The sequence below is a fragment of the Streptomyces gottesmaniae genome, from assembly GCF_031845845.1.
GTDB lineage: Bacteria > Actinomycetota > Actinomycetes > Streptomycetales > Streptomycetaceae > Streptomyces > Streptomyces akebiae.
Map to the genome: position 1 here is coordinate 217,264 of NZ_JAVRFJ010000007.1, position 25,390 is coordinate 242,653.

Here is a 25,390-nt window from a genome sequence, read left to right on the forward strand (position 1 = left end):
TCAGCCGATCTTCGCGTTCTTGCTGACGGTCACCTGGTCGATGTCAGATGTCCGTACGGTGATCTCGATCTTCCAGTCGCCCGCCATGGGGACCTGTACGCCACTCGCCGTCCAGTGGCCGGTGGTGACGCGGTCGGGAACCACGGGCAGCGGGCCGATCTTCTTGGCCTCCAGGGTGAAGGCGACCTTCACCTCGGGGACGTCGAAGGGCTTGCCGTCGGGTCCCTGGACGTAGACGTGCATCTCGTTGGCGCCCACCCGCGCGGGGTCGATCTGCAGCCGGGCCACGCCCTGGCCGTTCTTGCCCCCGGTGTCGAACGACATGTCCAGCGCCAGCGCCCCGGACGTCTTGTCCTGCTGTGTCACGGCCGCCTTGGCCGCCTCGGCCTCCTCCACCGTGCGCCCCGGTTCGGTGGCCGTCAGCACCGTCGTGACGGCGAGCAGGACGACGGCGACGCCCGCCTCCGCCAGCGCGGACCGACGCAGACCCGAACGGCCCGGATCCGCGTTCCGTATCCGCTTCTCGCGGGCGCTCGCCACCGCCGCCCGCTGCCGGGCGAGCTGTGCGGCCCGCTCGCAACCGTCACCGGTCGCCTTCGTGGAGCCGCTCGTGGCGTGCGCGGGCGCCAGCTCCTTCGCCTCGGAGACCTCCTCGGAGACCTCTTTCTCCTCGGCGACTCCCGTTTCCGCCACTGCCGGCGCCTCCGCCAGCTGCGCGGTCCACCGGCGCGAGATCCACGCGATCCCGACCAGCACGGCGACCAGGCCGATCTTCACGAGGAGGAGCTGTCCGTACGACGTGCCGGTCAGCGCGGACCAGCTGCCCACCTGCCGCCACGACTGGTAGATCCCGGTCGCGGTCAGCACGAGCACGCTGCCGAACGCGAGCCGCGAGAACCGTCGTACGGCGTCCCTCTCGATCTGCGCGTCGACAGGTGCCCGGAAGAGGGCTACGAGCAGCGCGGCCAGGCCGCCCAGCCAGGCGGCGACCGCCAGGAGGTGCAGGACGTCCAGGGGCATCGAGATGCCGGTCTGGATACCGGTCGAGGCGTGCTCGGCCATCGCCCAGCTCGCGGCGAGCCCGGCGGCGACCACGCCGCCGCCGATGGCCAGCCCGAAGGTGAGGTCCCGCTGGAGGGACTCGTCGTCGTTTTCGGAGTCCGCGTCGTCCGCGTCGTCCGCAGAGCCCACAGAGTCCGCAGAGGCCTCGGTGCCGGCGGGCTCGATGCCGGTGGTCTCCTCGTCGTCCTCGTCCTCGCCCTCCTCGATCTCCTCGTACCGCCGCGCGTACGCGCCGAACAGCACCGCGATGAACAGTGCCGCCGCGGCGAGGAGCAGCAGACGGGAGACGAGGGCGGCGCCCGTCTTCGTCTGGAGGACCTGGCCGAGGAGGTCGAGGTCGAAGACGTCGCCGAGCTTGCCGGAGCCGGTGTACGAGCCGCGCAGCAGCAGCATCGCGAGGGTGGCGGTGGTCAGCGCGAGCCAGCCGGAGACCACGAGCCGCTGCACGGGCCGAACCCCGGCTCCGCGCTGCCAGCAGGCCAGCACGAAGGCCGCGCCGCCGACCAGCAGGATGAAACCGGCGTACGACAGATAGCGTGCGAAGCCGTAGAGGCCGCCGACGACCCCGCCGCCGGCCCCCTGCTCGGGCACCGCGACCGTCGTCTTGGAAGGTGCCCCCACCGAGAAGGTGAAGGCGCCGGCGACGGGGTGGCTGTCCGCCGAGACGACCTGGTAGGTGACGGTGAACGTGCCGTCGGGCAGGCCCGCGTGCAGCCCGACGGCGTAGCTGTTGCCGCCCAGGTCGGTGACCTCGCCGGTGTCGGCCTCCTTGCCCTTGGGGTCGTACACGCGCACCGAGCCGTCGGACACCGCGACCTTCTCGGAGAAGGTGAGCGACACCCGATCCGGTGCCTCCTGGACCACCGACCCCTGTTGCGGGTCGCTGCCGGTCAGCGCGGCGTGCGCGGAGACGGGCACGGCACCGGCGAGCAGCGCTGCGACGGTGGCGAACAACAGCAACAGCAACGGCCTCAACCGGCTCACCGGTGCTACCTCCCTCAGTGACCGCTGGTCGGCTGGTACGTCGCCGACTTCACGGGCATCTCGACCGTGATGGCCTCGGACTTGGTGAAGTTCAACCGCAGGGACACCGTCTCGCCTTCCTTCGGCTTGCGCTTCAGGTTCTCGAACATCAGGTGGTTTCCGCCGCTCTCCAGGACGAGTTCGCCGTCGGCGGGGATCTCCAGGCCCTTGACCTCCTGCATGGACTGCCCGGTCGTCTCGTGGACGGTGACGTCCTGGGCGAGATCACTGGTGACGGAGGTCAGCTCGTCCGCCGTACCGCCGTCGTTCTCGATGACGAGGAAACCGGCGGCCATGGAGTCTGTGACGGGCTGCGGCATATAGGCCGCCTTCACGGACAGCTTGGCGGCGGAGGAGTCGGCGGAATCGGCGGAGTCGGAGGAAGAGGAGCCGGTGGCACCGCAGCCGGTCAGGGCGACGAGCGCGGCGGCGGTGATCAGGACGGGGCCGGCCACTGGTTTCACGGCTTCTCGCCCTTGAGCAGCTTCGGCAGGTCCTTCTCGTAGTCCTGCACGGTGGCGTCCTCGCCGTACAGCACATAGCCGCCGTCGGTCTTCGGGGAGAAGGCGATGACCTGGGTGCCGTGCTCGGAGACGGGCTTGCCGTTCTTGTCCTTGGTCGGCGCGGCGATGGAGATGCCGAGGGTGCGGGCGCCGGCCTGGATGTCGTCGAAGTCGCCGGTCAGACCGACGATCTCGGAGTCGATGCCCTTGAGCCACTTCCCCAGTTCCGCCGAGGTGTCGCGCTCCGGGTCGGTGGTGACGAAGACGAGCCGCAGGTTCGCCAGCTCCGCCTTCGACACCTTTTTCGCGACCTCCTTCTTGGCGACCGCGAGGTTGTTCATGGTGAGCGGGCAGACGTCGGGGCAGTTGGTGTAGCCGAAGTAGATCAGCGTCGGCTTGCCCTCGGTCTCCTTGCGGAGGTCGTACGACTTGCCGTTCGTGTCGGTGAGGACCAGGTCCGGCTTGGTGAACGGCTGGTCAAGGACCGTGGCCGCCTGCTCCGGGCCGGTGTCGGAGACCTCGGCGACCGACGTCGTGGAGTCGTCACCCGTGCCGCAGGCCGAGAGGCCGAGGACGGCCGCGACCAGCAGGGCACCGGCCGCGAGCGTCTTCTTCTTCGTGTTCGTGCGCATGAGAAATGTCCAGTCGATTCGAGCCCCGGCGCGCACGAGGCGTCCACGTGCGCCGAGGGGAAGTTGCCGGGAAGCCGGAGACTCAGGCGTCCGTGCGCCGGCGGCCGGCCAGGACGCCGTACGCCACGCCCGCGGCGCCGACCACGATGCCGACGATGCCGAGGACACGGGCGGTGGTGTCGCTGCTGTCGGCGGGCGCGGCGGTGGTCTCCTTCGACGCGGCCTCGGCGTCGTCGGCGTCCTTCGACTCCTCGGAGGCGTTCGAGGCGCCGGACGAGCCGTGGTGGTCGTCGGACGCGGCGGACAGCGCGAGCACCGGAGCCGGGTTCTCGGGCTCCTCCTGGCCGTCCTGCGGCACCTCGATCCAGCGGACGACCTCCTTGTTGGAGTACGTCTGGATCGCCTTGAAGACCAGTTCGTCGGTGTTCTCGGGGAGCTGACCGATGGAGACCGGGAACTTCTGGAAGAAGCCCGCAGCGATGCCGTCGCCGGTGGCGGTCCAGGTGATCTTGGAGACGGCCTCGTCGATCTGCTCGCCGTGCAGCTCGACCGGCTTGTCGAGCGTGGCCTTGGTGACCTGGATCTTCCACCCGGGGACGGCCTCCGGCTGGGCCGAGGCGAGCGGGTGGTCGGTCGGGAAGTTCACTTCGAGCTTGGTGGTCCTGGCGTCGTCGCGCTCGTTGGGGACCTTGAAGTTGACGGTCGCGTACCCGCCCTTGGCCGCCGTGCCCTCCGCCGCGACGCTGACGTGAGCGAACGCGGGGCCGGACAGGAGGAGGACGGCCGAGCCGGCGAGGGCGCCGACGGCGGCGATACGAGAAACCTTCATGACTGGTGACACTCCACAGTGAGTGAGGGAGAAGAGAGGACGAGGGACAGCGCGCGCCGCGAGCCGACCAACCGGGCCGGGCCGGAACGGAGACCGACAGCCGAGCCGACGCCGAGCCGACGCCGAGCCGACGGCCGGAGCCGACGGCCGGGGGACCGGAGCCTGGGCCGGTGTCCGGAGCCGGGACCGAGACGAGACCAGGACCAAGACCAAGACCAGGACCAAGACCAGGAACCAGAGGCTGGGCGCCGGTGTTCGAGTCCGGGAGCCGCAGAGCTGGAGCCGCGAGGCCTGGGCCGCAGGGTCCGGAGCCGTGGGGCCGGGGCCGGGAGCGGGTGCGCGGGTCTCGACGCCGGGCGACGGACTCCCTCTCCCTGGTGCGGAGTGAGCGTGCGTCGGGTCAGGCGACGAGCGCGAAGGCGGGCGCGGCGGTCGGAGGGCCGCGGCGGACGACGGTGTGTTGGAGCGAGGTCGTCCGCAAGGCGGTGGGCGCCGCGTACACCGTTCGCGGGGCGCGTGAAAAGGCCTCCGGCGCGCCCATGAGCCCGGACCGCAGGGCCCGCGCCAGCGCGAGCGCGCCGCGCAGCGACCGTACGAGCGGCTCCTGGGTCGCGAGCCTGGCCAGGCGGAGCAGTGCCAGGTCGCCGTGGCGCAGCACCCACCCTGCGGCTACGGCCGCGAGGACATGGCCGAGCAGCATGGGCAGGGACGGCAGGAGCGCGGCGGAGGAGCCCGGCGCGGTCGTCATGGCGTCCGCGGGGTCGTGCGCGACGTGCGTGCCGCCGACCCCGGCGTCGATGAGGATGCGCCGGGCCTGCGCGGGGCTCAGGGCAGCGGCGGTCGTGCCGCACACGAAGCGGGCGGCGCGCTCGATGAGCGCGGCGTCCATGGTCTCCGTGGTGCGTGACGCGGCCGTCGTCCCGTGCTGGTTCAGGCCGAACAGGACGTGCAGCACGGTCTGGCCCACCGCCAGCAGCGCCGCGATGCCCGGGAGCGAGCGTTGCCGTCCGGCCAGCGCGGCGGCGACGCAGAAGGTGCCGACGAACCCGACGCCCAGGCTCCACAGCGGGACCGTCGCGCACGAGGCGAGCGCGTGTCCGGCCCCGGCCAGCACGACGCAGACCGCGGCGAACACCGCGGCCCGCAGGACCCGGAGGTCGCCTCCGGCGCGGGCCCGGCGTGCGGCGGTCGGCCGGCGTGGGTGGGGGGCAGTCATGGCGGGCCCATCATCGCACCGGGGCGCTCCGCTGGGTTCGGCGGGTTCACGCGGTGAGGTACGGGGTGGGAGAGGGCGGTGTTCAGGTGGGTGTTCGGGTGGGTGTTCGGGTGGGGCTGAGGTGGGCGCGTGGCAGGGGCGGGTCCGAAAGGCCTGAGGTGCTCCGGGCTGTGCGGGTGCGCTGATCGCGGGGCGGAGCTGAGGGGAGTGCGGTCACTGCCCGACCATCTGCAAGGGAATGTGGTCACCGCCCGACCACTTGCGAGGGAGCGAGGTCACCGCCCAGCCACTTGCAAGGGAGTGGTGGAAGTTGTGGGTGACTCGGAAGGGTTCGGTCCGCATACACCGAATGTGCGGGGGCCGCATCCGCCGTATGGGCGGACAGACGGGTTCCGGGCGATTGCGCCCGGCCCTCGGCGGCAATACGTAACGGTATGTCGAGCCGCGGCCGGGAGGCTGGAGCATGAGCATCTGGTGGTCACTCCATTTGCGGCGTGAAGCCGCGAGCGTGCCGCTCGCCCGACGGCTGCTGATCGGCACGATGGAGACCGCGGGCGTCGATCCGGACGTCTCCTACGACCTCTCCATCGCCCTCAGCGAGGCCTGCGCCAACGCGGTCGAGCACGGCGGCGCGATCCCGGCCGGCACCGCCACCGAGGCGTACCGGGTGACCGCCTACCTCGACGGTGAGAAGTGCCGGATCGAGGTCGCCGACTCGGGCCCGGGCTTCCCCCACCGCCACCCGGTCCGCCCGGCACCCACCGACGCCGAGGACGGCCGCGGCCTCTGCCTCATCCGGGAACTCGCCGACCACGTCCACATCGGCAACAAGCCGGGCCTCGGCGGCGCGATCGTCAGCTTCGACAAGATCCTCAAGTGGCGCGACGGCGCACCGCTGGTGGCCGTCTAGTCCGCGCCGCTCGGAGACGCCCCCGGCGGCTTCCGGGACGTCCGCCTCAGATCTGATGCGGCTCCAAGTCCCTCCCCACCCGCTGCCAGTCGCGGACCAGCACGGTCACCGGGTGGTTCCGGCCCAGCAGTTGGGTCAGTCGGATCGCCGCCTTCTCCTGGAGCCGCACGGCCTCCTCACGACCCGTCGCCCGCAGCGTGATCGCCAGATTGCCCATGCCGACCAGCACATCGGGGTGGTCGGCGCCGAACCGTCGGCGCAGCCCCTCCACGGCCTGGCGCTCCGAGCGCTCGGCATGGTCGTACAGGCCCCGGTCCCCGTAGGCGTTGGCCAGGTTGAGGCCGGCGGACAGGACGGCGGGGTGGTCGTCCCCGAGCGTGGCCGCCAGACAGTCGCGGGCGTGGCGGCTCAGTTCCTCGGCCTTCTCGGTGTTGCCGAGGGCCCGGTGGTACATGGCGAGGTTGTTGAAGCAGTACATGGTGAACGGGTGTTCGGCGCCGAACGAGTCCTGGTACCCGTCCAGCACCTCCTCGACCTGGTGGACCGCCCGCGCCGGACCGTCCTCGGGATCCGTGGCGAAGTAGTCCGCGGCCAGGTTGAGTCCGCAGGCGAGGACCTCGGGGATGGTGCTGCCGTAGCGGTCGTGGTAGCGGGCGTACGTCTTCCAGGTCTCCTCGGTGATCCGCAGTGCCTCGGCGGTACGGCCCGCCTTGCGCAGGGAGACCGCGAGGCTCTTGTCGGCCTGGAGGACTTCGGGCACCCCCGGGTTGAAAACCTGTTCGAAGCTCTCGCGGACCTCGCGCAGGAGCTCGGCGGAGGTCCGGTAGTCGCCGAGGTCGCGCAGGTCGCGTGCGTGGTGCCCCTTGGTGGCGAGCGTGTACGGATGGGTCGGGCCGAGCAGCGCGGTGCGGCGGCGGACCGTGTCCTCGGTGAGCCGGCGGGCGGCTTCGCTGTCGCCGGCCAGCCGCAGGTCGATGGCCAGGTTGTTGGCCGCCGAGAGCGTACGCGGATGGTCGTCGCCGAAGATCTCCTTGAAACCCAGGTGGATGCGCAGGTCCAGGTCCAGCGCCTCCTTGTAGCGCCCCAGCGCGCGCAGGTCGGCGGCCAGGCTGCCCGAGGTCATGAGGATGTTCGGATGGTCCTCGCCGAGCAGCCGGCGCTGGCCGTCCAGGGTCCTCTCGTCCATCGCCCGCGCGGCCTGGTAGTCGCCCTGGGAGCGCAGCACGTTGGCCAGCTGGAACCGGAGGTTGAGGACCTGCTCGTCGTCCGCGTCCAGGATCTCGTTGGTCCACAGCTCGTCGAGGTCGGTGGCCAGGGTGCGGGCGGCCTGCAGCTCGCCGCGTTTGCCCAGGTAGCGGACGCGGTCCACCATCAGCTGGCGGGGCTCCTCCTCCGCGCACTCGCGGATGTTCGAGGGCATCAGATGCGGCCAGATCACCTCGAACCCGAGCCACTGCGCGGGATCGTCCACGGCGCCCTCGCGCGGCCGGGCGGCGGCGAGAATGCGGTGCACCTCGTGGATGGTCTCCACGTACCGCCGGTCGTCCAGACTGTCCCGCACCGCCGCCTGCACCAGCCGGTGCACCTGGATGGAGTTGTCGGCGGAGTCGACCTTGGCGAGGGCGAAGCGGTTCAGGGCCTGGGTGACGCGGCCGAGCATGTAGCGGGCGCGCAGGTCCCGGTCGTACGGCAGCAGGGCGTCGATCATCGCGTCGCTGCTGATCAGGGTCATGGAGATGGGCTCGGCCGAGAAGAAGGCGCACAGTTCGAGCAGCCGGGCCGCGGCCGGCGACTCCTCGCGCAGCCGGGTGATGGAGATGTTCCAGGTGGCGCCGACGGAGGACGGATACTCGACCGCGTTCACCGCCTCCTGCACCGACAGCACCCGGGTGGACTGCTCGCGCAGCTGGTCGATGTACTCCTCCACCGGGGTGGCCGTCGCCTCCAGCCAGGCCGCCGCGACCTCCACGGCGAGCGGCAGGTCGCCCAGCGCGTCGGCGACCCGGTCCGCGTCGGTGTCGCGCAGTCCGGGCACCCGGCGGCACAGGTGCTCCACGCTCTCCTCGCGGGTGAACACCTCCATCTCCAGCGACTGCACCAGCGTCGAGCCGGGCCGATCGCGGGTGGTGACGAGGATGTGGCCGTACACGTGGTCCCGCAGGGGTGCCGTCTGGCCCGGGAAGAGCGGCAACGCCCGGTTCAGGTCCGGGACGTTGTCGAAGATCAGCAGCCAGCGGGCGCACGGGTCGCCCTGCCGGAGGGCTCTCATCGCCGCTTCGGCCGCCTCGGAGACGTCGTCGCCGACGGGCAGGTCCAGTTCCTGCGCGAGGGCGGCGACCTTGGGCAGGACGAGGTCCGGCTGTTCGGCGTCGATCCACCACACCAGGTCGTAGTCCGCCTTGAACCGGTGGGCGTACTCACGGGCCAGCTGGGACTTGCCCACCCCGCCCAGACCGTGCAGCACCTGGGGCAGCCGTTGCCCGGAGCGGCCGCTGACCAGGCGCTCGCGCAGCCGGTCCAGGATCGGTGAGCGGCCGGTGAACCACGGGTAGCGGGGCTGGACGTTGGAGATCCGGGTGCCGGTGTTGGGGAAGCGGGCGCCCCCGCGCGGCGGCGCGGACAGGACGTCCGGGTGGTCGAGGCTCGTCAGCAGGGTCCGGTAGGCCTGTTCCTCGTCCAGCCGGGTGAGGTCGATGGCGCCCCGGGAGGCCTGCGGCAGGCTGAGCCGGACGTCGTCGACGCGGACCGCCACCGGCCGGCTCCCCGGCTTGCGCCCGTCGGCGTGCACGGCGTCCTCCCAGGCCCGGCGCGCCCGCCGGGAGTCGAGGAAGGCGGGGGAGACCACGGCGAGCAGTCGCTCCGAGCCGTCGGCCGTGTCCTCGGCGCCGGACGCCGCCCGGCCGTCGTCCCCCGGCAGTCCCCCGGTGTCCTGCGGCAGCGCCCGGACGTCCATCGGCGCCACGTCGAAACCGGCGTCCCGCAGCACCGACTCCAGCCAGTCGACCCACATCCGGTCCTCGGAGACGTAGTACAGCACCAGCCGGGAGACGGGCAGCGGGCGCCGCCGGGTGTACGCGGCCTTGTACCGGGCCCGCTTCTCCTCGCCGATCAGGGGGAGCCGGGTGACCCGGCCCTCGGTGATGACGGAGGTGACCCGTTCGCAGGCGCTCAGCATGGAGTTGGCCGTCTTCGGCGGGTCGCCGAAGGCCGCGAGGATCTCCTCGTAGGCGTAGTACGGCTGGTAGAGGACCTCCATCGACGACCAGTAGTCGGTCAGCCGCTCGCCGTCCAGGCCGACGGGCAGTCCGGCGAAGCGCTCCCGGGCCAGGGCACGCCCCGCGTCGAGCTTGTCCTTCTCACCGAGGTCGATGCGCATGGCGAGGGGCAGGATGCGGATGCCCTTGTGGCCGAACCGCTCCCGGATGCTCTGCGCGACGGCGGCGGCGCCCTCGATGCTCTGGCCGCTGAGGGTGTAGCAGACGACGAGGGTGTTGGGCATCTGCACGGTGCAGACGTCGGCGAGGTCACTGAGTCCGGTACGGCTGTCGATCAGGGTGTAGTCGTAGTGGCGCCGCATGTCCGCGCGCATCGCCTCGAAGAACTGGCCGCCGCCGTAACTGGCGTAGAAGAGGTCCCAGTCCATGTTGCCGATCACCGGGTAGTCGTCGTGCCGCCGCCCGGCGGAGAGGAAGTCCAGGCTGCCGCCCTCGGGGAAGGTCCAGTCGAGGGTCAGCGCGTGCGGCCGGACGCGGGCGTACCTGCGGTGCCAGTCCGGGGCGCGGTCGGGCAGGTCGCGCAGCGCCTCCCGGCGGTAGTCGCCGATGAGGTTGCTGAGCCCGGGGGTGGCCCGGAGCATCGCCGGGTTGAGGAAGGGATGGAAGAACTTGTGGAGGCCGGGTGCCTCCAGGTCCCAGTCGACGGCCAGGACGCGGTGTCCGCCCGCGGCCAGGATCCACGCCACGTTCGCGAGCGTCATGGTCCGGCCGGTGCCGCCCTTGTACGAGTAGAACGTGATGACCGTGCCGTTGCGGTTCTCCGTCATGCGCCTGCCGTCCTCCGCCCTGTCCGACCGCTCTTGCCGTACTGCCGTGCGTCCCGGTGCACAACGGCCCTAGCCGCCCAGGTCCGCCGGGCCCCGCAGTCGCGGGGGTGCGACGAGGGGGCCCGCCGGTGGATAGGTCCGTGCGTGTGCCTCGTAGGAGGCGACGGCCTGTTTCACGGCCGTCTGCAGTTCGTTGCCGAAGGCGTCCAGGGTGCGGATGCCGCCGTTGAGGGTCCGGTGGCCGCTGCCCTCCGTCGTCCGCGCGGCCAGGGCCTTCTCGGTGAGCGCCGTCAGCCTCTTCTCCCGGGCCGGCCCGGCGTCGTCCTCGCACCGGGGGATCATCACGCTGATCCACGGCCGCTGCTCCTCGCACAGCCGTTCCATCAGCTCCCGGCCCCGGGCCGATGCGAGGGCCCACCGGTCGAGCAGCAGCAGTCCCGGGGCGCGGGGCGGGCCGGGGCCGAGCAGCCGGTCCACGTCCTTCTCGAAGTCCCCGATGTTGACCTTGTAGTCCATGGTGCGCACCAGGTCCGCCGCGTGTTCGCCGAGCGGCCGCGTCGACGCCGGGTGGTACGGGTTCCAGTCGCGCGGCAGCTGCCCGTAGCAGTCGGGCTCACCGCCCGGTGGCAGGTCGGAGCGGGTGCACGCCATGACCGTGATGTCGAACTCCGGGGGGTGGCCCGAGGCGCCGAACGCGCTGGGGAGCGACTCGTACTCGTCGTACGTCTGCCCCTCGTCCAGCTCGGTGACCTTGGCCACGTGCACGATCTGCTTGGCCAGCCGGTACAGGGCCCGCTCGTACTCGTCCCGCAGATAACGCAGTTTGGTCAGGCCGTAGAACCCCTCCTCCGCGTAGTCCTGGCCGAACGACACGTGGTTGAACTGCAGGTCCCTGGCCGCGTGCGGTAATTGGGCGGGCTCCACGGGCACCCATAACGCGGGGATGATCGCGTGCTCCCGGGTGGCGCCGCCCCGCGCCCGGTGGCTGATCTGCCGCTGGCTGAAGGCCCACCACTCCCGCCCGCACTGCTCGCTGATGAAGTAGCGCGGGGAGTACAGGGGAACGAACACCTTGCAGCGCGCGAGGTTCTCCGACAGCTCGTCCGTCCACCGGGTGCCGACCGCCATGCCCTGGTCCAGAAAGCCGGCCCGTGCGCCGCGCGGCAGATCGGTCATCTGCATGATGTGGGCGCACAGCCCGTCGTACAGCTTTCTCACCCAGATGTTCGGATCGGTGTCACCGGCGTCATTTCGCGGCGTGTGCGCGTAACTGAGGAAGAAATAAGGGCTTCCGCCGCCCCTGGCCGCATCTCCTCGCACCCATGCCCCCCGATGCCCGGTGACTTTCCTCAGTGTAGGAAGGGGGCAGGCGCACGTGGAATATGACGAACGGGCCCAATGTCCCGGCTTCGGCCCACCGACGCGCCGGCTTTCGAACACGTAGGCGGAGCAAGGGCATCGCGCTCCCCTCCCCTCCACTCCCCCGCATTCCCCCCTCGCTCCCCTACGGCCGAACAGCGCGCCGGTGCTCCTCCGCCACCCGCCGGGCCGCCCGCAGGGCGTCCGCACTCACCTCGTCCCTCGCCAGCGCCTCCCGGAGTCCCGCGACGAACCGCTTCCCGGCCTCCGTCAGCGCCCCGGAGTCCGTCAGTGTCCCGAGCGCCTCCGCCGTCTGGTCCCGCCAGCGGGAGAACCGCACCTCGGCCTCCTGCCCGCCCCCGCACCGCCACCGGGCCCGCCAGAAGTCGACCACCGCGAGATGCGCGTACGTCCCCTGCAGCAACCCCTCCAGCGGGCGCGGGTCGGGACGCCACGGCGCGTAGAACAACGTCTCGCAGGTCGGGTCGTGGAGGTCGACCAGATCCAGCACGGCCCCCAGCTTCACGTGCTGGAACTCGTGGACGAGGAGCAGCGCCAGGGTCTCCGGCGCGGACGGGCGCGCGAGGGCCACCGCGCCGAAGGCGTCGCGGGCCGCGGAGCTGATGTCCGCGCCCTCGGGGGAGGGCGTGAGCGGGGTGATCGTCCGGAGCCCGGCGGCGATGCCCGGCGCGTACTCGGGCAGTTCGCGGCGGATCCAGGCCCAGGCCTCGGTCAGGTCGGCCCGCCACGCCTCGGCCTCGCCCTCGGTGAGCCGGGGGTGCGCCGGATGGCCGTGGCAGTCCCGCCAGGGGTCGGTGTCCTCCAAGGTCACGGACCAGCCGTCCAGTTCGAACCGGCGGCTGCCCCGCCAGGCGGGGTCCCCGGGGCCGCTCCGGGCGATCGGGTACGTCCGGTCGCCCACGTGGACCGTGCAGCCGTCGACGTCCGTGCGCACCAGGGCCCGCTCGGTGTCCGCCTCCACCGTCAGGGTCCCCAGCGTGGGCAGCCGCACCAGCCCGCCGTGGACCGGGACGAGCACCGACGCCCGGCGCCCGGCCCGCAGCGCGGCGGCGGCGGCGATCTCCGCCATCCCGCGCGCGGCCGTCGTCCCGGCCGCCTCCGCGACGCTCCCGATCGGTCCCGGCGACGGACGGGCCCCGAGGCAGCTCAGCGCCCAGGACCGTACATAGGGGTGGGCCAGGACCCGGTCCACGGCTTCGGGGGCCTCGCTGTCGAGGGCGGTCAGCGTGTCCCACGCCCGCTGGCCTGCCTCGGTCGCCGGTGCGAGCCTCGTCTCGTGCCGCACGAGGCCCAGCAGCTCGCGGACCAGGGCGAGCTGGTGGCGGGCCAGCAGGTCCACCGTGGCGCCCGTTCCGCGTCCGGTGGCCAGTTCGGCCAGGTGGAGGTCGGCGAGCGCCGGCCGCGCGGACTGGTCGGTCATATGACGGTCCCGGAGATCGGTGATGAGGGACAGCAGGTCGGAGCAGTACACGGACGGATTGCGGAAACCGCTGCCGTCGGAGCGGTACCGGTGGGCGTAGAGGCCGCCGCCGCACGAGCGCACCACCGGGCAGGCCCGGCATTGCTCGGCCAGCCCGTCCAGCCCCTGCTGCCGGGCCAGGATGCCCGGATGCGCGGCGACCTCGTCCAGGGAGTTGCCGAACACGTCCAGGCCGGTGACGGGCGCCCCGTCGTGCGCGGTCTTGAGGGAGTCGGCCTGTTCGAAGGTGCCGTCGGTCTCGATCACGGCGAGATCCGCGGGCGCCAGGCCCAGCGACTCGGTCAGACTGCTCTCGCCGCGCAGGGTCCGCAGGACCGAGTCGAACACCCGGACGTCCATGGTGCGACCGGTCGCGGTCCAACGGTCGTGGACGGCCAGCAGCCAGCGCGCGTACGCCGTGCCGTCGGTGTCCTCGGCCGGGCGCGCCGGGGGCGCGTCCCAGGTGGCGTGCGGGAGGAGGAAGTCGACGCGGGGCGGGGCGAGCGCGGCGAGCGCGTCATGGACGGCGACCGGGTCGTTGCGCAGGTCGACGGTGCAGAGGATGCCCGCGAAGAGATGGCGGCGGTGGGGCCGGTTGAGCAGGGCGATGCCTCTGAGGACGCGGTCGTGGCTGCTGCGCCCGTCGGCGTAGCGGCGGTGCAGGTCGTTCGCGGCCCGATCGCCGTCCAGCGAGACACCGACCTTGATGTCGAACTCGTCGAACAGGTCCAGGAACCGCTCGTCGAGCGTGACGGCGTTGGTGTGGATCCGCAGGTCCAGCTCGCACACGCCGCGCAGGGCGCTCGTCAGTTCGGTGGCGGCCCTGCGCAGCCGGGCCCGGCCCGCGAGGAGGGGCTCGCCACCGTGCAGGACCACGTGGACGGTGGCCAGCCCGTGCGCCCCGGCGTGTTCGGCGATGCGTTCCGCCGTGGCGCGCAGGACCTCGTCCGACACCACCACGGGCCGACGGCTCCAGCTCTGGTCGGCGTGCTCGTACACGTAGCAGTGGTCGCACGCGAGGTCGCAGCGACTGTGCATCTTCAGCACGAACTGACGCAACGGCAGGAGCGGTCGGCCCATGACGGTCATGTGATGTCGGTGGTCCCGGCGGGGTCGGTGGGCGGCGGTGTCAGACGGAGGACTGGAAAGCCGCCACCGCGACCCTGGCCGGACCCCCGCGTTCGGCGCCGTTCGACATGGCACGGCTCAGGGCGGGCGACAGCGCGCCGCCGCTCCGCGCCGCCAACTGCACCAAGGACACCCGCTCCGGACCGACGGCGGCCGTGGCTCCCGACTCTTCGGCCGTGGGGTCGAGGGATGCGTTCATGGGGACCTCATCAATCTGTGCGTGGAAACTGACGGGGTTGCGGAGTCGTGCGGCTCGATGAAGCAGATGCCGACAGGAATTTCTCACTCGAGCATCAGCCACAGAAGAAGTTAGCGGCCGACCGGGCGAACAGCGCCGAATATCCGGCCGACTGCTGGTCGCGACCAGAAGATAGCCGACGCCGAGGAGCGCTTCGGACGGCACCACAAGCCTCGTCCGTATTCGGGGCGGCAAACGTGAGAACCGTCTCATCACTCGCCGCTAACAAGGCAGTTGAGCGGAAGATCGCTCCTTCCGGGCGGCTTCGGGGTTCTCGGTACTCTCAGTCCCCGCACAGCCACACCCCAGCTCCCTGACGGGCCGCGTCCCTAACTTCACCGCTATGACGGGAAACCACGGAAGCAAAACGATCACGCGGCGCCGCGCGCTCACGGTGACCGGAGGGACGGTCGCCGCCGGCGGTCTGGCGGTCGCCGGGTACCAGGCGGCGTTCGCGGACGAAACGACGAGCACCGCCGAGGCGACGGCCACGGCCTCCACCGCGAGCACCGCCGACGCGTGCATGACGCTGATGTCGAGCGTCACCGAAGGCCCGTACTACCTGGACGGCGCCCTGGTCCGCAAGGACATCACCGAAGGCAAGAGCGGTGTTCCGCTGACCCTGCGGCTCACGGTCGTGGACGCCACCGACGGCTGCACCCCGGTCCCCGGCGCGGCCGTGGAGATCTGGCACTGCGACGCCTGGGGCTACTACTCCGGCTACACCACCGCGAATCCCGGCGGCTCGGCGCCCGCCGAGAGCGAGGACGGTTCGACCGCCGACGACGCCACCTACCTTCGCGGTTACCAGATCGCGAACGCGAACGGAGTCGTCAAGTTCGAGACGATCTTCCCCGGTTGGTACACCCCACGCACCTGCCACATCCATGTCAAGGTGCACACCGGCGGCGAGAAGGAGGACGGCACGTACGAGGGCGGCAAGGTCAACTACACCGGCCAGTTCTTCTTCGACGACGAGATCGCCCGACAGGTCTTCACGCTGGAGCCCTACTCCCGGCACACCGGCAGCTACACCACCCTCGACGACGACATGGTGTACGACGGTGGCGGCGCGGCCGGCGGCCTGCTCACCCTCGAAGCCGTGAAGAAGGCGACCCCGGCCCGCGGTTACAAGGGTTTCCTCACCCTCGGTATCGACCCCGACGCCGAGAACACGGGCGCCGGCAGCGGTGGCGCCGGCGGTGGCGGCGAGGGCGGTACGCCGCCGTCGGGCGAGCCCCCGACGGACGCCCCGACCGACAGCGCCACGGCCGCCGAGTCGGCCTCATAGGGTACGGCCATGAGCAGCCGCGAGGACGAGACGCTCGCGCGGGCCGCGGTGGCCGCGCTGACCCGGCAGTTGGAACTCATGCCCAAGCCCGGTCTGCCCGACCCGCGCGATCTCGGCGCCCGGATCACCCGGCAGGACCACCGTGCCCTGCGCTGGTCGGCGAAGACGCTGGTGCCCGGCCTCACGGCGATGGCGGCCTGCGCCCGCCGCAACGGTGCGGCGACGCCCGAACTCCGGGCCGAACTCGGGGCGATCGGCCGCTGCACCGAACACTCGACGCGGCTCGCCGGGGGCGGCCATCGAGGCGCCACCTGGGTGCTCGGGCTCCTGGTCGCCGCGGCGGCCATGGACCCCGGGGCGCGGGGGCGTGAACTGGCCGCCACCGCGAAGAAGATCGCCGCGCATCCCGACCGGCGCGCGCCGCGGCGGCCGTCCCGGGGGTCGTCGGTCTCCGCCAAGTACGGGGCGGCCGGGGCCCGGGGCGAGGCGCGGGCCGGATTCCCCCATGTGCGGCGGGCGTTGGACGTACTCGCGAAGGCGCGCACGGCGGGGACGCCGGAGGCGGACGCCCGGCTCGACGCGCTGCTCACGGTCATGTCGACGCTGCAGGACACCGAGTTGCTGTACACCGCCGGGCCGCACGGGCTGCGGCATGTGCAGGCGGGGGCGCGGGGGGTGATGGACGCGGGCGGTACGGGCTCGGCGGCGGGGCGCGCGGCTCTGGACGCGTTCGACGTGGATCTCCAGGAGCGGGGGTGGAGTCCGCGTGGGAGTGGGTCGTTGCTGGCGGGCGCGTTGTTCGTGGACGCGCTGCCTGTCACCGCCGCGCGGGTTCCCGTATAGGAGGGTCCCGTCCTCAAGGGGCTACGCCCCTTGGACCCCCGGGTGCGGGTCCGGTGGGGCTTCTCGCGCGGTTCCCCGCCCCTGAGGCGCGGGGAACCGCGCGACCAGCCCCCACCGGGCCCGCAGCCGAACAACCGCCCACTCAGCCCCGCGAACCCCTCAACGACGCCATCCACAGCTCGATCTCGTCCGACCGGCGGGGCAGGCCGGCGCTCAGGTTGCGGTTGCCGTCGTCCGTCACCAGGATGTCGTCCTCGATGCGGACGCCGATGCCCCGGTACTCCTCGGGGACGGTGAGGTCGTCGGCCTGGAAGTAGAGGCCGGGCTCGACGGTCAGGACCATCCCCGGCTCCAGGGTCCCGTCGACATACGACTCGACGCGCGCGGCGGCGCAGTCGTGGACGTCCATGCCGAGCATGTGCCCGGTGCCGTGGAGGGTCCAGCGGCGCTGGAGTCCCAGCTCCAGGACCCGCTCCACGGGGCCCTCGACGAGCCCCCACTCGACCAGCCGTTCGGCCAGGACGTGCTGCGCGGCGTCGTGGAAGTCGCGGTACTTGCCGCCGGGCCGCACGGCGGCGATGCCGGCTTCCTGGGCGTCGTACACGGCGTCGTAGATCTTCTTCTGGATCTCGCTGAAGGTGCCGTTGATCGGCAGGGTCCGGGTCACGTCGGCCGTGTAGTACGTGTGCGTCTCGACCCCCGCGTCCAGCAGCAGGAGGTCACCGGAGCGGACCGGACCGTCGTTGCGGACCCAGTGCAGGGTGGTGGCGTGCGGGCCGGCGGCGCAGATGGAGCCGTAACCGACATCGTTGCCCTCGACCCGGGCCCGCAGGAAGAACGTTCCCTCGATGTAGCGCTCCGACGTCGCCTCGGCCTTGTCCAGCACCCGTACGACGTCCTCGAAGCCGCGCACGGTCGAGTCGACCGCCTTCTGCAGCTCGCCGATCTCGAAGTCGTCCTTGACGAGCCGGGCCTCGGACAGGAAGACCCGCAACTCCTCGTCGCGCTCGGCGGTGACCTTGTCGGTGAGGGCCGCCTCGATGCCGGCGTCGTGGCCGCGGACGACCCGCACCGGGCCGGTGGCCTCGCGCAGCTTGTCGGCGAGCTCGCGCACGTCGGCGGCGGGGATGCCGTACAGCTCCGCCGACTCGGTCAGCGAGTGGCGTCGGCCGACCCACAGCTCGCCCTGGCCGGAGAGCCAGAACTCACCGTTCTCCCGGTCGGAGCGCGGCAGCAGGTAGATCGTCGCGTCGTGGCCCTCGCCCGAGCCCGAGGGCTCCAGGACGAGCACGCCGTCCTCCGTCTGGTTGCCCGTGAGGTACGCGTACTCGACCGACGCCCGGAAGGGGTACTCGGTGTCGTTCGAGCGGGTCTTCAGGTTGCCCGAGGGGATCACCAGGCGGTCACCCGGGAAGCGCGCGGAGAGCGCGGCGCGGCGGGCGGCGGTCTCGGCGGCCTGGGCGATCGGCTCCAGACCGTGCAGCTCGGTGTCGGCCCAGCCCGACTTCATGCTCTCGGCCAGCTCGTCGGACACGCCCGGGTACAGGCCGTTCTTGCGCTGCTTGATGGGCTCCTCGGCTTCGGTCGCCTCGGTCTCCGGGGTCGCCGGCTCGAGCTCGTCCGCCACGGTCATCCTCCTAGGTACGGCACTGGACCCCGTCCATCGTACGGTCGCACCGCAGAGGTCGAAGGGCGTGCGACCGCCTCTTACGAGGGGTCACCGCCCCCTCACGGGAAGCAGCCGAAGGGACCGTTCGGCACCCGCCGCGCACGATGCTCGTCGTCCGTCGTCCGTCGTCCGTCGTGTGCGTCTGCCGTCTGTGACACGGAGCCCGCCGCGCACGCGCAGCACGGAACTCGTCGGGGCACCGCGCCGCCACAGGCCGCGTCCGCCTACTCGAACCGCGCCGCCAGCACCACGACGTCCTCCGTGCCGTGCGCTTCGTCGAGGCCGTTCGGGAGCATCGTGTGGAGGATGTGGTCGGCGAGGGCGCCGGGGTCGGTGCGCAGCGCCCGGGGGACGCCGGCGGCGGCCGCGTGGAGGCGGGTGAAGGCGTGGTCGACGGGCTCGCCGGTGCGCTGGAGGAGGCCGTCGGTGTAGAGCAGGACGGTTTCTCCTGGTTCGGCGGTCAGCTCGACGCTGGGCGCCTCCCAGCAGGCGAGCATGCCGAGCGGCGCGGACAGGGACGTCTCCACGTACTCCGTGCGCCGCTCGCCGATCACCAGCGGCGGACTGTGCCCGGCACCGGCCAGGGTGATCTTGCGCAGTGCGGGTTCGACGTAGGCGAAGAGCGCGGTGGCGGAGCGGGCCGGTTCGGTGAGCCGCAGGAGCAGCTCCAGGTCGGAGAGGACCGCCACCGGGTCCTCGCCCTCCATCACGGCGTAGGCGCGCAACGAGGCCCGCAGTCTTCCCATCGCGGCGACCGCGCTGGGCCCCGACCCCGTGACCGCGCCGACCGCGAGGCCGAGCGCGGCATCCGGCAGCGGCAGCGCGTCGTACCAGTCGCCACCGCCGCGCGGCCCTGTGCGGTGCCGGGCCGCGAGCTGGACACCGGAGACACGGGGCAGCCGGGAGGGCAGCAGTTCCTCGGCGATGGTCGCCATGGACGCGCGGGTGCGCTCGACCTCGACGAGCCGTGCCAGGTGCTCGGCGGCGTAGCGCGTGTACAGCCCGACGAGATGCCGCTGCCGCTCGACCGGCTCCGCGGGCTCGTCGTACAGCCAGACGGCGGCGCCGAGCCGTCCGGCCTTCTCGGTGGACAGCGGGCGCGCGTAGCTCGCCGCGTACCCGAGCCGGGCCGCGACCTCACGGTGGCGGGGGTCGAGACCGTCCTCGGCGAACAGGTCGGGCTGGGCGATCTCACCGTCGCCGCCGGGCAGTCCGTCGAGGATGCGGCCGTACGGCAGGGAGCTGCGCGGCACGGTCTCGATGTGTCCGAGGTCGGCGCGGCCGAGACCGAGGCCGATGGTGGTGTCCGGGCCGAGTCCGTCGGCCGGTTCCAGGACGACGAGACCCCGGCGGGCGCCGACGAGAGCGGCTCCGGCGTGCAGGAGTTCCGTCAGCGCGCTGTCGAGTGAGTCCGTGCGGGTCAGGCGTTCGGTGAGTTCGTGCAGCGTCGTGAGGTCCGAGACCCAGCCCGCGAGTCTGTCCTGGAGCACGGCCCCCGGGCCGGTGGCTGGTCCTGTGGCGGAAGGGGCCGATGAGGTGCTCGGGGTGACGGGCGCGGGCGCGACAGTGTGTGCGGGGGAGGGAACCGTTGAATCGATTCCAGCCACTTTCGGAGGGTGAGGGGCGTTCATGGTGTCCGGCTTTCCGACCGGTGCGTATTGCTCAAAAGCATCGCAAACCCCCATGTCATTCTGCGCCGCTAGCAGTGTCTCCACATGTACACGCACTCGTGAGGAGATGTCCAGCATTGTCCTGCTGGGATATCTGGTGTCCATGAGGCGCTGTTGGACTGCCGTCGGCTTCTTGTCCAGTCCTTTGAAGAAAGCTAAGTTGGCCTAAAAGTGTTGTGGTGAACGGTGTACTGAGGTCGACTGGCCTTGTTCAACAGAGCGTCACAGCGGTCGTGATGGGTACGTACCCGGTGAAGACCAGGGGCGGCGGAGGCCACCCGGAACCTGGCGACGGACCCGGGCGTCCTATCCACCGACGACCGAGCCCCATCCTCCCGTGGCGGAGGCGGCGAGCACATGCGGGACAGCAAAACGCCAGGCGCCGCCACCCCTACGCCATGCCCATGCTTTTGACAGACGCAAGTCGACGCAAGCGATGGACGCGGACGTAACCGAGCTCGGCCCGCAGGGTTCCCCTTGTCCGCGACAGGGGTGTGATGCGCCAGCAGGTACGCACAGTGCAGTGAACGACACATGTTGTGATGTGACCCACGGTGTTGCCATGCGTGCAACGGAAAGGACGAGCGCTCATGCGCGAGATCCCCGGAAAGCGACGCAGGCTCCTGTCCAAGCGCAACGGCGGGAGGCCCGAGCTTCTTGAGCAGGCCCTGACGTTCGCGACGGAATGGCAGTGGCCCGTACTCCCGGGGGTGGCGCCGGACCCGCAGGGCCGTGCCCGCTGCGCCTGCCCGGACCCGGAGTGCGTGGTGCCCGGCGCTCACCCCTTCGACCCCGGCCTGCTGGCCGCCACCACCGACGAGCGCATGGTCCGCTGGTGGTGGACCAACCGGCCGACCGCGCCGATCGTGCTGGCCACCGGAGGCACCGCCCCCTGCGCCGTGAGCCTGCCGGCCCTGGCCGCCTCGCGCGCCCTCGCCGCCCTCGACCGCACCGGCATGCGCCTCGGCCCCGTGGTCGCGGCCCCGCACCGCTGGGCGATCCTCGTCGCGCCGTACTCCATGGAGCAGTTGGGCGAGCTGCTCTACGCCAAGGACTTCGTCCCCGGCTCCCTCCGGTTCCACAGCCAGGGCGGCTATCTCGCCCTGCCCCCGTCCGAGACCGGGCACGGCCTGGTCCGCTGGGAGCGGGCACCACTGCCCGGTTCGGCCGCGCCCTGGGTGCCGGACGTCGAGGCGGTCGTGGACGCCGTCGTCGACGCCCTCACTCGTACGGGTGTGAGCGCGCCCGAGTTCTGAGCCCGCCCGGCGCGCGCGGGACCGGGCGCCCCCGGTCGGTCGTTATGTTCCGCACATGCAGCGTCTTCCCGGGGGCCACGGGGCCCCGTCGCGCGGCCGTCACAGTGCTCCCCCACCCCGGAGCCGTAGAGCATCCCGGTCGGCGCGCGGCGGGCCTGATCCGCGTCGGCTCCGTCTCGCTGGACTGACCGTCGCGGTCGCGGTCGCCCTCGGCCTCCCCCTCGTCGCCTCCGCCGGCCCGCTCGGCGACCTTCCCACGTCCGAGCGCGCCTCCACTCCGGAGCGCGTCCCCACCCCCGAGCGCGCTGCCATTCCCGAGCGGGCACTCGCCTCCGAACTGGAGCGTGCCGCCGGGCGCGTCGGCGATACCACCGGCCTCGGCTCCCTGCGCGGCAGCGGGGACGCCGGGGGCGTGGACGGATCCGGCGGGGACGTCGAGAAGTCCGCCGACCGCGGCGATCAGAAGGCGGGCGGTGCGGGCGGGCCGGACGCGAGGGCCGCGGACGACGCCGAGGCCGACGCCCCGGACGACGCCCAGGGTTCCTCGCGGCGGCTCGGCCTCGGACTTGCCACCGCCGCCCGCTGCGGTCCCGACCTCACCTCCCCCGAGGGCATCGAGGCGCAGACGTGCGTCCTCACGCAGGGCGACCGGACCTGGGCCCGCACCTACTACCGCAACGCCACCGGACGTGAACTGAGTTCGGTGCTCAGCATGATGGCGCCCGGCGGGCACACCGTACGGATCCACTGCGCCGTGGGCGCGCACGACGAGCCGGGTGTGTGCGAGACACCGAGGGGGCGTACGCGGGGCGGGGCGGGGGCGTACACGGCCGTCGCGGAGTTCGCGGCACCGGACGGCGAGGGGCCGCTGTTGCTGCGTTCAGGGAGCAACTCGGGCCGCTCGTAGGGGCGTTGACGCCGAGGAGCTATCCGCCCAGTGGGGCCGCTCCGGAACCCGGGCATGAAAAGACCCGGTTGCTGGCGACGGGGGATGCACCAGCAACCGGGCTAATGGAACCGTAACAAGAGATCGGCGCTTCGCAAATTCGATCTCGGCTATTCGGACACGAATTTGCCTGTCACGTAGGGGAGTTGTGACAGGAGTCACCACACTTCGAACGCACTCGGTCGCCCGGCCGCCCCCTCGGCGCGGGAACGGACGTCAGCTCAGCGTGACCTGCCGGTTGGTGAGACCACCGCGCGCCCGACGCTCTTCCGGCGTGAGCGGGGACTCGTCGGCCAGGGCGCCGGCGAGCCGCTCGGCGAACTCGGCCGCCGGCTTCTCGACGTCGTCCGCGCCCACCCCGCTCGGGAGGTCCCAGACCGGCACGGTGAGGCCGTGAGCACGGAAGGAGCCGACCAGGCGGGTGCCCTCGCCGAGGCTCGAACGCCCCGCCGCGTGCAGCCGGGCGAGCGCGTCCAGAAGCCGCTCCTCGGCGTGCGGCATGACCCAGCGCAGGTGGTTCTTCTCCGGGGTCTCGCACCAGTAGGCCGCGTCGACGCCCGCGAGCTTCACCGTCGGGATCGCCGCGGAGTTGGCGCGCTCCAGGGAGGCGGCCACCTCCGGAGTCGTGTTCTCCGTGTCCGGGACCCAGAACTCGAAGCCCGTGTGCACAACTGGCTCGAACTCACCTTCGGGGTCGAGCAGGTCCTGCAGGCGCGGACCGTCGGCCGGAGCGCGCCGGCCCTGAACCGGAGTGCCCGGTTCGGCGACGAGGGCGCGCTGCAGGGTGTCGGCGAGGTCGCGGCTGATGTCACCGGAGGCGGTGTCGTTCTGCAGGCCGAGCAGGACCGAGCCGTCGTCGCGGCGCAGTGCGGGCCACGCCATGGGCAGGACGGTGGCGAGCGTCACCGACGGGACCCCTTCGGGGAGCGCGTCCTTGAGCTTCAGCTCGACGGTCGCGGCGGGCACCAGCTCGCGCAGCGCGATCCAGTCGCCCTCGCCGGGCAGGCCCTCGAAGGGGCGCTGCACCAGCTCGGTCACGGCCTGGGCGGCGGCCCGGCCGTGGCAGGCCTTGTACCGGCGGCCGCTGCCGCAGGGGCATTGCTCGCGCGCGCCGACAACCGGAACCTGCCCATCGGCGCCTGCGGCGCCGACTCCGCCGGTGCCCTGCGGGCGCTTGGCCTTCGTGTGGGGTCGCTTCTTGGCCATCGTGGGTGTCTCCCGATCACGGCTCGTCTCGTACTCGCGCGAGCCTAGTCGCTCGTACGACGCCCGACGGGACCCTGTGGACAACGCACCGAGTCGTCCCGGAACCGGAGGTTCGGGCCGGGAATGTGCCCGGTCCCGTGGCCGTATGCGCCCGGCCCCGGTCAGTCCATGTCGTCGAACGCGTCTGCGAAGTCCAGGTCGGGGAGTGCGGAGACGGCGGGTGCGATGACACGGGTGGCGAAGTCGTCCCGGCGGTGGGCGCGGTAGACGTCGTCCTGGACGACGACCCACACCGTGACCTCACCGCGGGCGTCGTCCCGTACGCCCCAGTCGTCCGCCAGTGCCGTGACGATGTTCAGCCCGCGGCCGCCGTGTGCGGTGACCGAGGGCGTGGACGGAACCGGGCGGGTCGGACCACCGCCGTCCGTCACCTCGACCGTGAGCCGCCCCGAGGGATCCATCCGCCAGGCGCAGCGCACATCACCGTCGCCGGCCAGCGCGTCACCGAGCGGCCTGCCGTGCTTGCAGGCATTGCTGAGCAGTTCGGAAAGGATCAGTAGGGCATCGTCGATGACCGATTCCGCCACACCGCCCGTGCGCAGTTGATCGCGCATCCGGTGCCTTGCTTCCCCCACGCCCGCAGGGCCATGGGGTACGGCCATGCTCGACGACGTGGGCACCTCCTGTGCCACCACCAACGCCACCCCCGAGACCTCCTTCGCCCCACGCCACGGTGTGAATGCCCCATTGGACTGGACTGGAAACCGGCCGACGCGCGCGCTGTGACGCACTCCTCACGCCCGAACACGGACCGAACGCGCCGGTGCACACCCCGTAGTGGGATGGCTGAATTTCGTCCCCGATATGCCGACTTGTCCCTGGGTGCGGTTCGGCCGTCTTGGCGGAATTCTTACCTCCGTCAAGCGCCGCGCGAGGGCGGCGCCGGGGGGTGGCAGGGCGGTCGCAGGTGTGAACAGCGGCGTGTTCGGAACGGTCGCTGGGCGCGTGTGCGGAGTTGTCGGGAACGGTGTGTTCGGAGTTGTGGAAATCCGAGTGTTCAGCGGCCGAGTTGCTGGAGAACCGCGCGCGGGCGGTTGGTGATGATGGCGTCGACACCCAATGCGACACAGAGGTCGACGTCCTGGGGTTCGTTCACGGTCCACACGTGAACCTGGTGCCCGGCGCTCTTCAGGCGCTCGATGTACAGGGGGTGGTTGCGCACGGTCCGGATCGAGGGGCCCGCGATCCGGACACCGGCCGGCAGTCGACCGTCGCGCAGCCGGGGCGAGACGAACTGCGTCAGATAGACCGTGGGCAGGGTCGGGGACGCGGCCCGGACGCGGTGCAGCGAGCGCGCCGAGAAGCTCATGACCCTCACCGGTGAGTCCGCGGGCGACTCCGGGGCGTCCAGGCCGAACCGCTTCAGCAGGACCAGCAGCCGTTCCTCGACCTGGCCGGCCCAGCGTGTGGGGTGCTTGGTCTCGATGGCCAGCTCCACGGGGCGCCCGGCGTCGGCCACGAGTTCGAGCAGGCGTTCAAGGGTGAGGACGGAGGTGTCCGCCCGGTCCTCGGGGGTGACCTCCCAGTCGGGGGCCTCGTCGCCGCTCTTCCAGGAGCCGAAGTCCAGGGCGGCGAGATCGGCGAGCTCCAGGGCGGAGACCGCGCCGCGGCCGTTCGACGTACGGTTGACGCGTCGGTCGTGGACGCAGACGAGATGGCCGTCCGCCGTCAGCCGGACATCGCATTCGAGGGCGTCCGCACCGTCCTCGATCGCCTTCTTGTACGCGGCCAGGGTGTGCTCGGGGGCCGCCTCGGAGGCACCCCGGTGGGCGACGACCTGAATCGGGAGCTGTCGTGCGTGGGTCACCGCGTCATGGTGCCACCGTGACGGGGTACGCGTGGGGGTGGTGACCGTGGACGACCGGGTTCGTACGCACAGTACGCGCGGTTGGTCCGATAGATCCTATATAAAGGATGGTCCCGGACCCACAGACACCGCTTATGGTGCCCTGACGTCTCGTGGGAAAAGCTGACCGCATACAGAACTCACGCGCAGCCTCTGTGCGACTGTGCGACCAAGAACAGTA

Annotated in this window: 20 protein-coding genes; 5 read left to right on the forward strand and 15 right to left on the reverse strand. The window is 71.8% G+C overall.

Going from position 1 to position 25,390, the window contains the following annotated elements; all coding sequences use genetic code 11:
- The 6 genes from RM704_RS11120 to RM704_RS11145 all read right to left on the reverse strand — a co-directional run bounded on the left by RM704_RS11120 (window position 1) and on the right by RM704_RS11145 (window position 5,607).
- Complete coding sequence (locus tag RM704_RS11120; RefSeq protein ID WP_033530706.1) at window positions 1–2,046, reverse strand: copper resistance CopC/CopD family protein; 2,046 nt, start codon at window positions 2,044–2,046, stop codon at window positions 1–3.
- Window positions 2,047–2,060: 14 nt separating this feature from the next.
- Entirely contained in the window at window positions 2,061–2,549 is a 489-nt protein-coding gene (locus RM704_RS11125) for a copper chaperone PCu(A)C (protein WP_033530707.1), read from the reverse strand.
- The gene (locus RM704_RS11130; protein WP_033530708.1) at window positions 2,546–3,220 is read right to left on the reverse strand and encodes an SCO family protein; all 675 of its coding nucleotides are present in this window, start codon (window positions 3,218–3,220) and stop codon (window positions 2,546–2,548) included. The genes RM704_RS11125 and RM704_RS11130 overlap by 4 nt, the downstream gene beginning before the upstream one ends.
- 82 nt (window positions 3,221–3,302) lie before the next feature.
- Window positions 3,303–4,049 (reverse strand): YcnI family copper-binding membrane protein, encoded by a 747-nt coding sequence (locus RM704_RS11135; protein WP_033530709.1) that lies wholly within the window; start codon window positions 4,047–4,049, stop codon window positions 3,303–3,305.
- A gap of 400 nt (window positions 4,050–4,449) precedes the next feature.
- Window positions 4,450–5,265, reverse strand: coding sequence for a hypothetical protein (locus tag RM704_RS11140; RefSeq protein WP_192829799.1), 816 nt, complete (start codon window positions 5,263–5,265; stop codon window positions 4,450–4,452).
- A 213-nt stretch (window positions 5,266–5,478) separates the two neighbouring features.
- On the reverse strand, window positions 5,479–5,607 hold the full coding sequence (locus tag RM704_RS11145) for a hypothetical protein (protein ID WP_311590500.1): 129 nt from the start codon (window positions 5,605–5,607) through the stop codon (window positions 5,479–5,481).
- A 121-nt stretch (window positions 5,608–5,728) separates the two neighbouring features.
- On the opposite strand from RM704_RS11145, the gene RM704_RS11150 reads away from it, so the two are divergent.
- Window positions 5,729–6,175, forward strand: a complete 447-nt coding sequence (locus tag RM704_RS11150; RefSeq protein ID WP_033530710.1) for an ATP-binding protein — start codon at window positions 5,729–5,731, stop codon at window positions 6,173–6,175.
- Between the two features lie 46 nt (window positions 6,176–6,221).
- Here the strand turns inward: RM704_RS11150 and fxsT are convergent, their stop codons facing one another.
- The 4 genes from fxsT to fxsA all read right to left on the reverse strand — a co-directional run bounded on the left by fxsT (window position 6,222) and on the right by fxsA (window position 14,383).
- Complete coding sequence (gene fxsT / locus RM704_RS11155) at window positions 6,222–10,217, reverse strand: FxSxx-COOH system tetratricopeptide repeat protein (protein ID WP_033530711.1); 3,996 nt, start codon at window positions 10,215–10,217, stop codon at window positions 6,222–6,224.
- A 69-nt stretch (window positions 10,218–10,286) separates the two neighbouring features.
- The gene (locus RM704_RS11160) at window positions 10,287–11,537 is read right to left on the reverse strand and encodes a TIR-like protein FxsC (protein ID WP_033530712.1); all 1,251 of its coding nucleotides are present in this window, start codon (window positions 11,535–11,537) and stop codon (window positions 10,287–10,289) included.
- Between the two features lie 184 nt (window positions 11,538–11,721).
- On the reverse strand, window positions 11,722–14,145 hold the full coding sequence (locus RM704_RS11165) for an FxsB family cyclophane-forming radical SAM/SPASM peptide maturase (RefSeq protein ID WP_033530713.1): 2,424 nt from the start codon (window positions 14,143–14,145) through the stop codon (window positions 11,722–11,724).
- A gap of 40 nt (window positions 14,146–14,185) precedes the next feature.
- Window positions 14,186–14,383 carry an FxSxx-COOH cyclophane-containing RiPP peptide gene (gene fxsA, locus RM704_RS11170; RefSeq protein WP_033530714.1) on the reverse strand — a complete coding sequence of 66 codons (198 nt, stop codon included), beginning with the start codon at window positions 14,381–14,383 and terminating at the stop codon, window positions 14,186–14,188.
- Between the two features lie 382 nt (window positions 14,384–14,765).
- Here fxsA and RM704_RS11175 point away from each other — a divergent pair, with 382 nt between their 5' ends.
- Both RM704_RS11175 and RM704_RS11180 read left to right on the forward strand, forming a co-directional pair.
- A complete protein-coding gene (locus RM704_RS11175; protein WP_192829800.1) occupies window positions 14,766–15,713 on the forward strand; it encodes an intradiol ring-cleavage dioxygenase in 948 nt (315 codons plus the stop codon).
- Between the two features lie 9 nt (window positions 15,714–15,722).
- Window positions 15,723–16,556, forward strand: coding sequence for a triphosphoribosyl-dephospho-CoA synthase (locus RM704_RS11180; protein WP_033530716.1), 834 nt, complete (start codon window positions 15,723–15,725; stop codon window positions 16,554–16,556).
- Window positions 16,557–16,698: 142 nt separating this feature from the next.
- Here the strand turns inward: RM704_RS11180 and RM704_RS11185 are convergent, their stop codons facing one another.
- Both RM704_RS11185 and RM704_RS11190 read right to left on the reverse strand, forming a co-directional pair.
- Window positions 16,699–18,183 carry an aminopeptidase P family protein gene (locus tag RM704_RS11185; protein ID WP_107072411.1) on the reverse strand — a complete coding sequence of 495 codons (1,485 nt, stop codon included), beginning with the start codon at window positions 18,181–18,183 and terminating at the stop codon, window positions 16,699–16,701.
- Window positions 18,184–18,449: 266 nt separating this feature from the next.
- Window positions 18,450–19,973 carry a PP2C family protein-serine/threonine phosphatase gene (locus RM704_RS11190; RefSeq protein WP_078937376.1) on the reverse strand — a complete coding sequence of 508 codons (1,524 nt, stop codon included), beginning with the start codon at window positions 19,971–19,973 and terminating at the stop codon, window positions 18,450–18,452.
- Between the two features lie 512 nt (window positions 19,974–20,485).
- Between RM704_RS11190 and RM704_RS11195 the strand changes: the two genes are divergently transcribed.
- Window positions 20,486–21,151, forward strand: coding sequence for a bifunctional DNA primase/polymerase (locus tag RM704_RS11195; RefSeq protein WP_033530719.1), 666 nt, complete (start codon window positions 20,486–20,488; stop codon window positions 21,149–21,151).
- Window positions 21,152–21,206: 55 nt separating this feature from the next.
- A complete protein-coding gene (locus tag RM704_RS11200; protein WP_438828908.1) occupies window positions 21,207–22,058 on the forward strand; it encodes a hypothetical protein in 852 nt (283 codons plus the stop codon).
- 255 nt (window positions 22,059–22,313) lie between these two features.
- Here RM704_RS11200 and RM704_RS11205 read toward each other — a convergent pair whose 3' ends face one another.
- The 3 genes from RM704_RS11205 to RM704_RS11215 form a co-directional block, all read right to left on the reverse strand.
- Window positions 22,314–23,303: a DUF5926 family protein gene (locus tag RM704_RS11205; protein ID WP_033530720.1), complete on the reverse strand. Its 990-nt coding sequence runs from the start codon at window positions 23,301–23,303 to the stop codon at window positions 22,314–22,316.
- A gap of 161 nt (window positions 23,304–23,464) precedes the next feature.
- A complete protein-coding gene (locus RM704_RS11210; RefSeq protein WP_063774517.1) occupies window positions 23,465–24,094 on the reverse strand; it encodes an ATP-binding protein in 630 nt (209 codons plus the stop codon).
- Between the two features lie 266 nt (window positions 24,095–24,360).
- On the reverse strand, window positions 24,361–25,170 hold the full coding sequence (locus RM704_RS11215; RefSeq protein WP_033530722.1) for a glycerophosphodiester phosphodiesterase: 810 nt from the start codon (window positions 25,168–25,170) through the stop codon (window positions 24,361–24,363).
- Window positions 25,171–25,390 lie beyond the last annotated feature (220 nt).

Bases quoted from the DNA above. Each gene is read 5' to 3' on its own strand.
- RM704_RS11130 (WP_033530708.1), bottom strand. From the start codon at position 3,220: ATGCGCACGAACACGAAGAAGAAGACGCTCGCGGCCGGTGCCCTGCTG.
- RM704_RS11135 (WP_033530709.1), bottom strand. From the start codon at position 4,049: ATGAAGGTTTCTCGTATCGCCGCCGTCGGCGCCCTCGCCGGCTCGGCC.
- RM704_RS11140 (WP_192829799.1), bottom strand. From the start codon at position 5,265: ATGACTGCCCCCCACCCACGCCGGCCGACCGCCGCACGCCGGGCCCGC.
- RM704_RS11145 (WP_311590500.1), bottom strand. From the start codon at position 5,607: ATGCGGACCGAACCCTTCCGAGTCACCCACAACTTCCACCACTCCCTT.
- RM704_RS11150 (WP_033530710.1), top strand. From the start codon at position 5,729: ATGAGCATCTGGTGGTCACTCCATTTGCGGCGTGAAGCCGCGAGCGTG.
- fxsT (WP_033530711.1), bottom strand. From the start codon at position 10,217: ATGACGGAGAACCGCAACGGCACGGTCATCACGTTCTACTCGTACAAG.
- RM704_RS11165 (WP_033530713.1), bottom strand. From the start codon at position 14,145: ATGACCGTCATGGGCCGACCGCTCCTGCCGTTGCGTCAGTTCGTGCTG.
- fxsA (WP_033530714.1), bottom strand. From the start codon at position 14,383: ATGAACGCATCCCTCGACCCCACGGCCGAAGAGTCGGGAGCCACGGCC.
- RM704_RS11175 (WP_192829800.1), top strand. From the start codon at position 14,766: ATGACGGGAAACCACGGAAGCAAAACGATCACGCGGCGCCGCGCGCTC.
- RM704_RS11180 (WP_033530716.1), top strand. From the start codon at position 15,723: ATGAGCAGCCGCGAGGACGAGACGCTCGCGCGGGCCGCGGTGGCCGCG.
- RM704_RS11190 (WP_078937376.1), bottom strand. From the start codon at position 19,973: ATGCTGGACATCTCCTCACGAGTGCGTGTACATGTGGAGACACTGCTA.
- RM704_RS11195 (WP_033530719.1), top strand. From the start codon at position 20,486: ATGCGCGAGATCCCCGGAAAGCGACGCAGGCTCCTGTCCAAGCGCAAC.
- RM704_RS11200 (WP_438828908.1), top strand. From the start codon at position 21,207: ATGCAGCGTCTTCCCGGGGGCCACGGGGCCCCGTCGCGCGGCCGTCAC.
- RM704_RS11205 (WP_033530720.1), bottom strand. From the start codon at position 23,303: ATGGCCAAGAAGCGACCCCACACGAAGGCCAAGCGCCCGCAGGGCACC.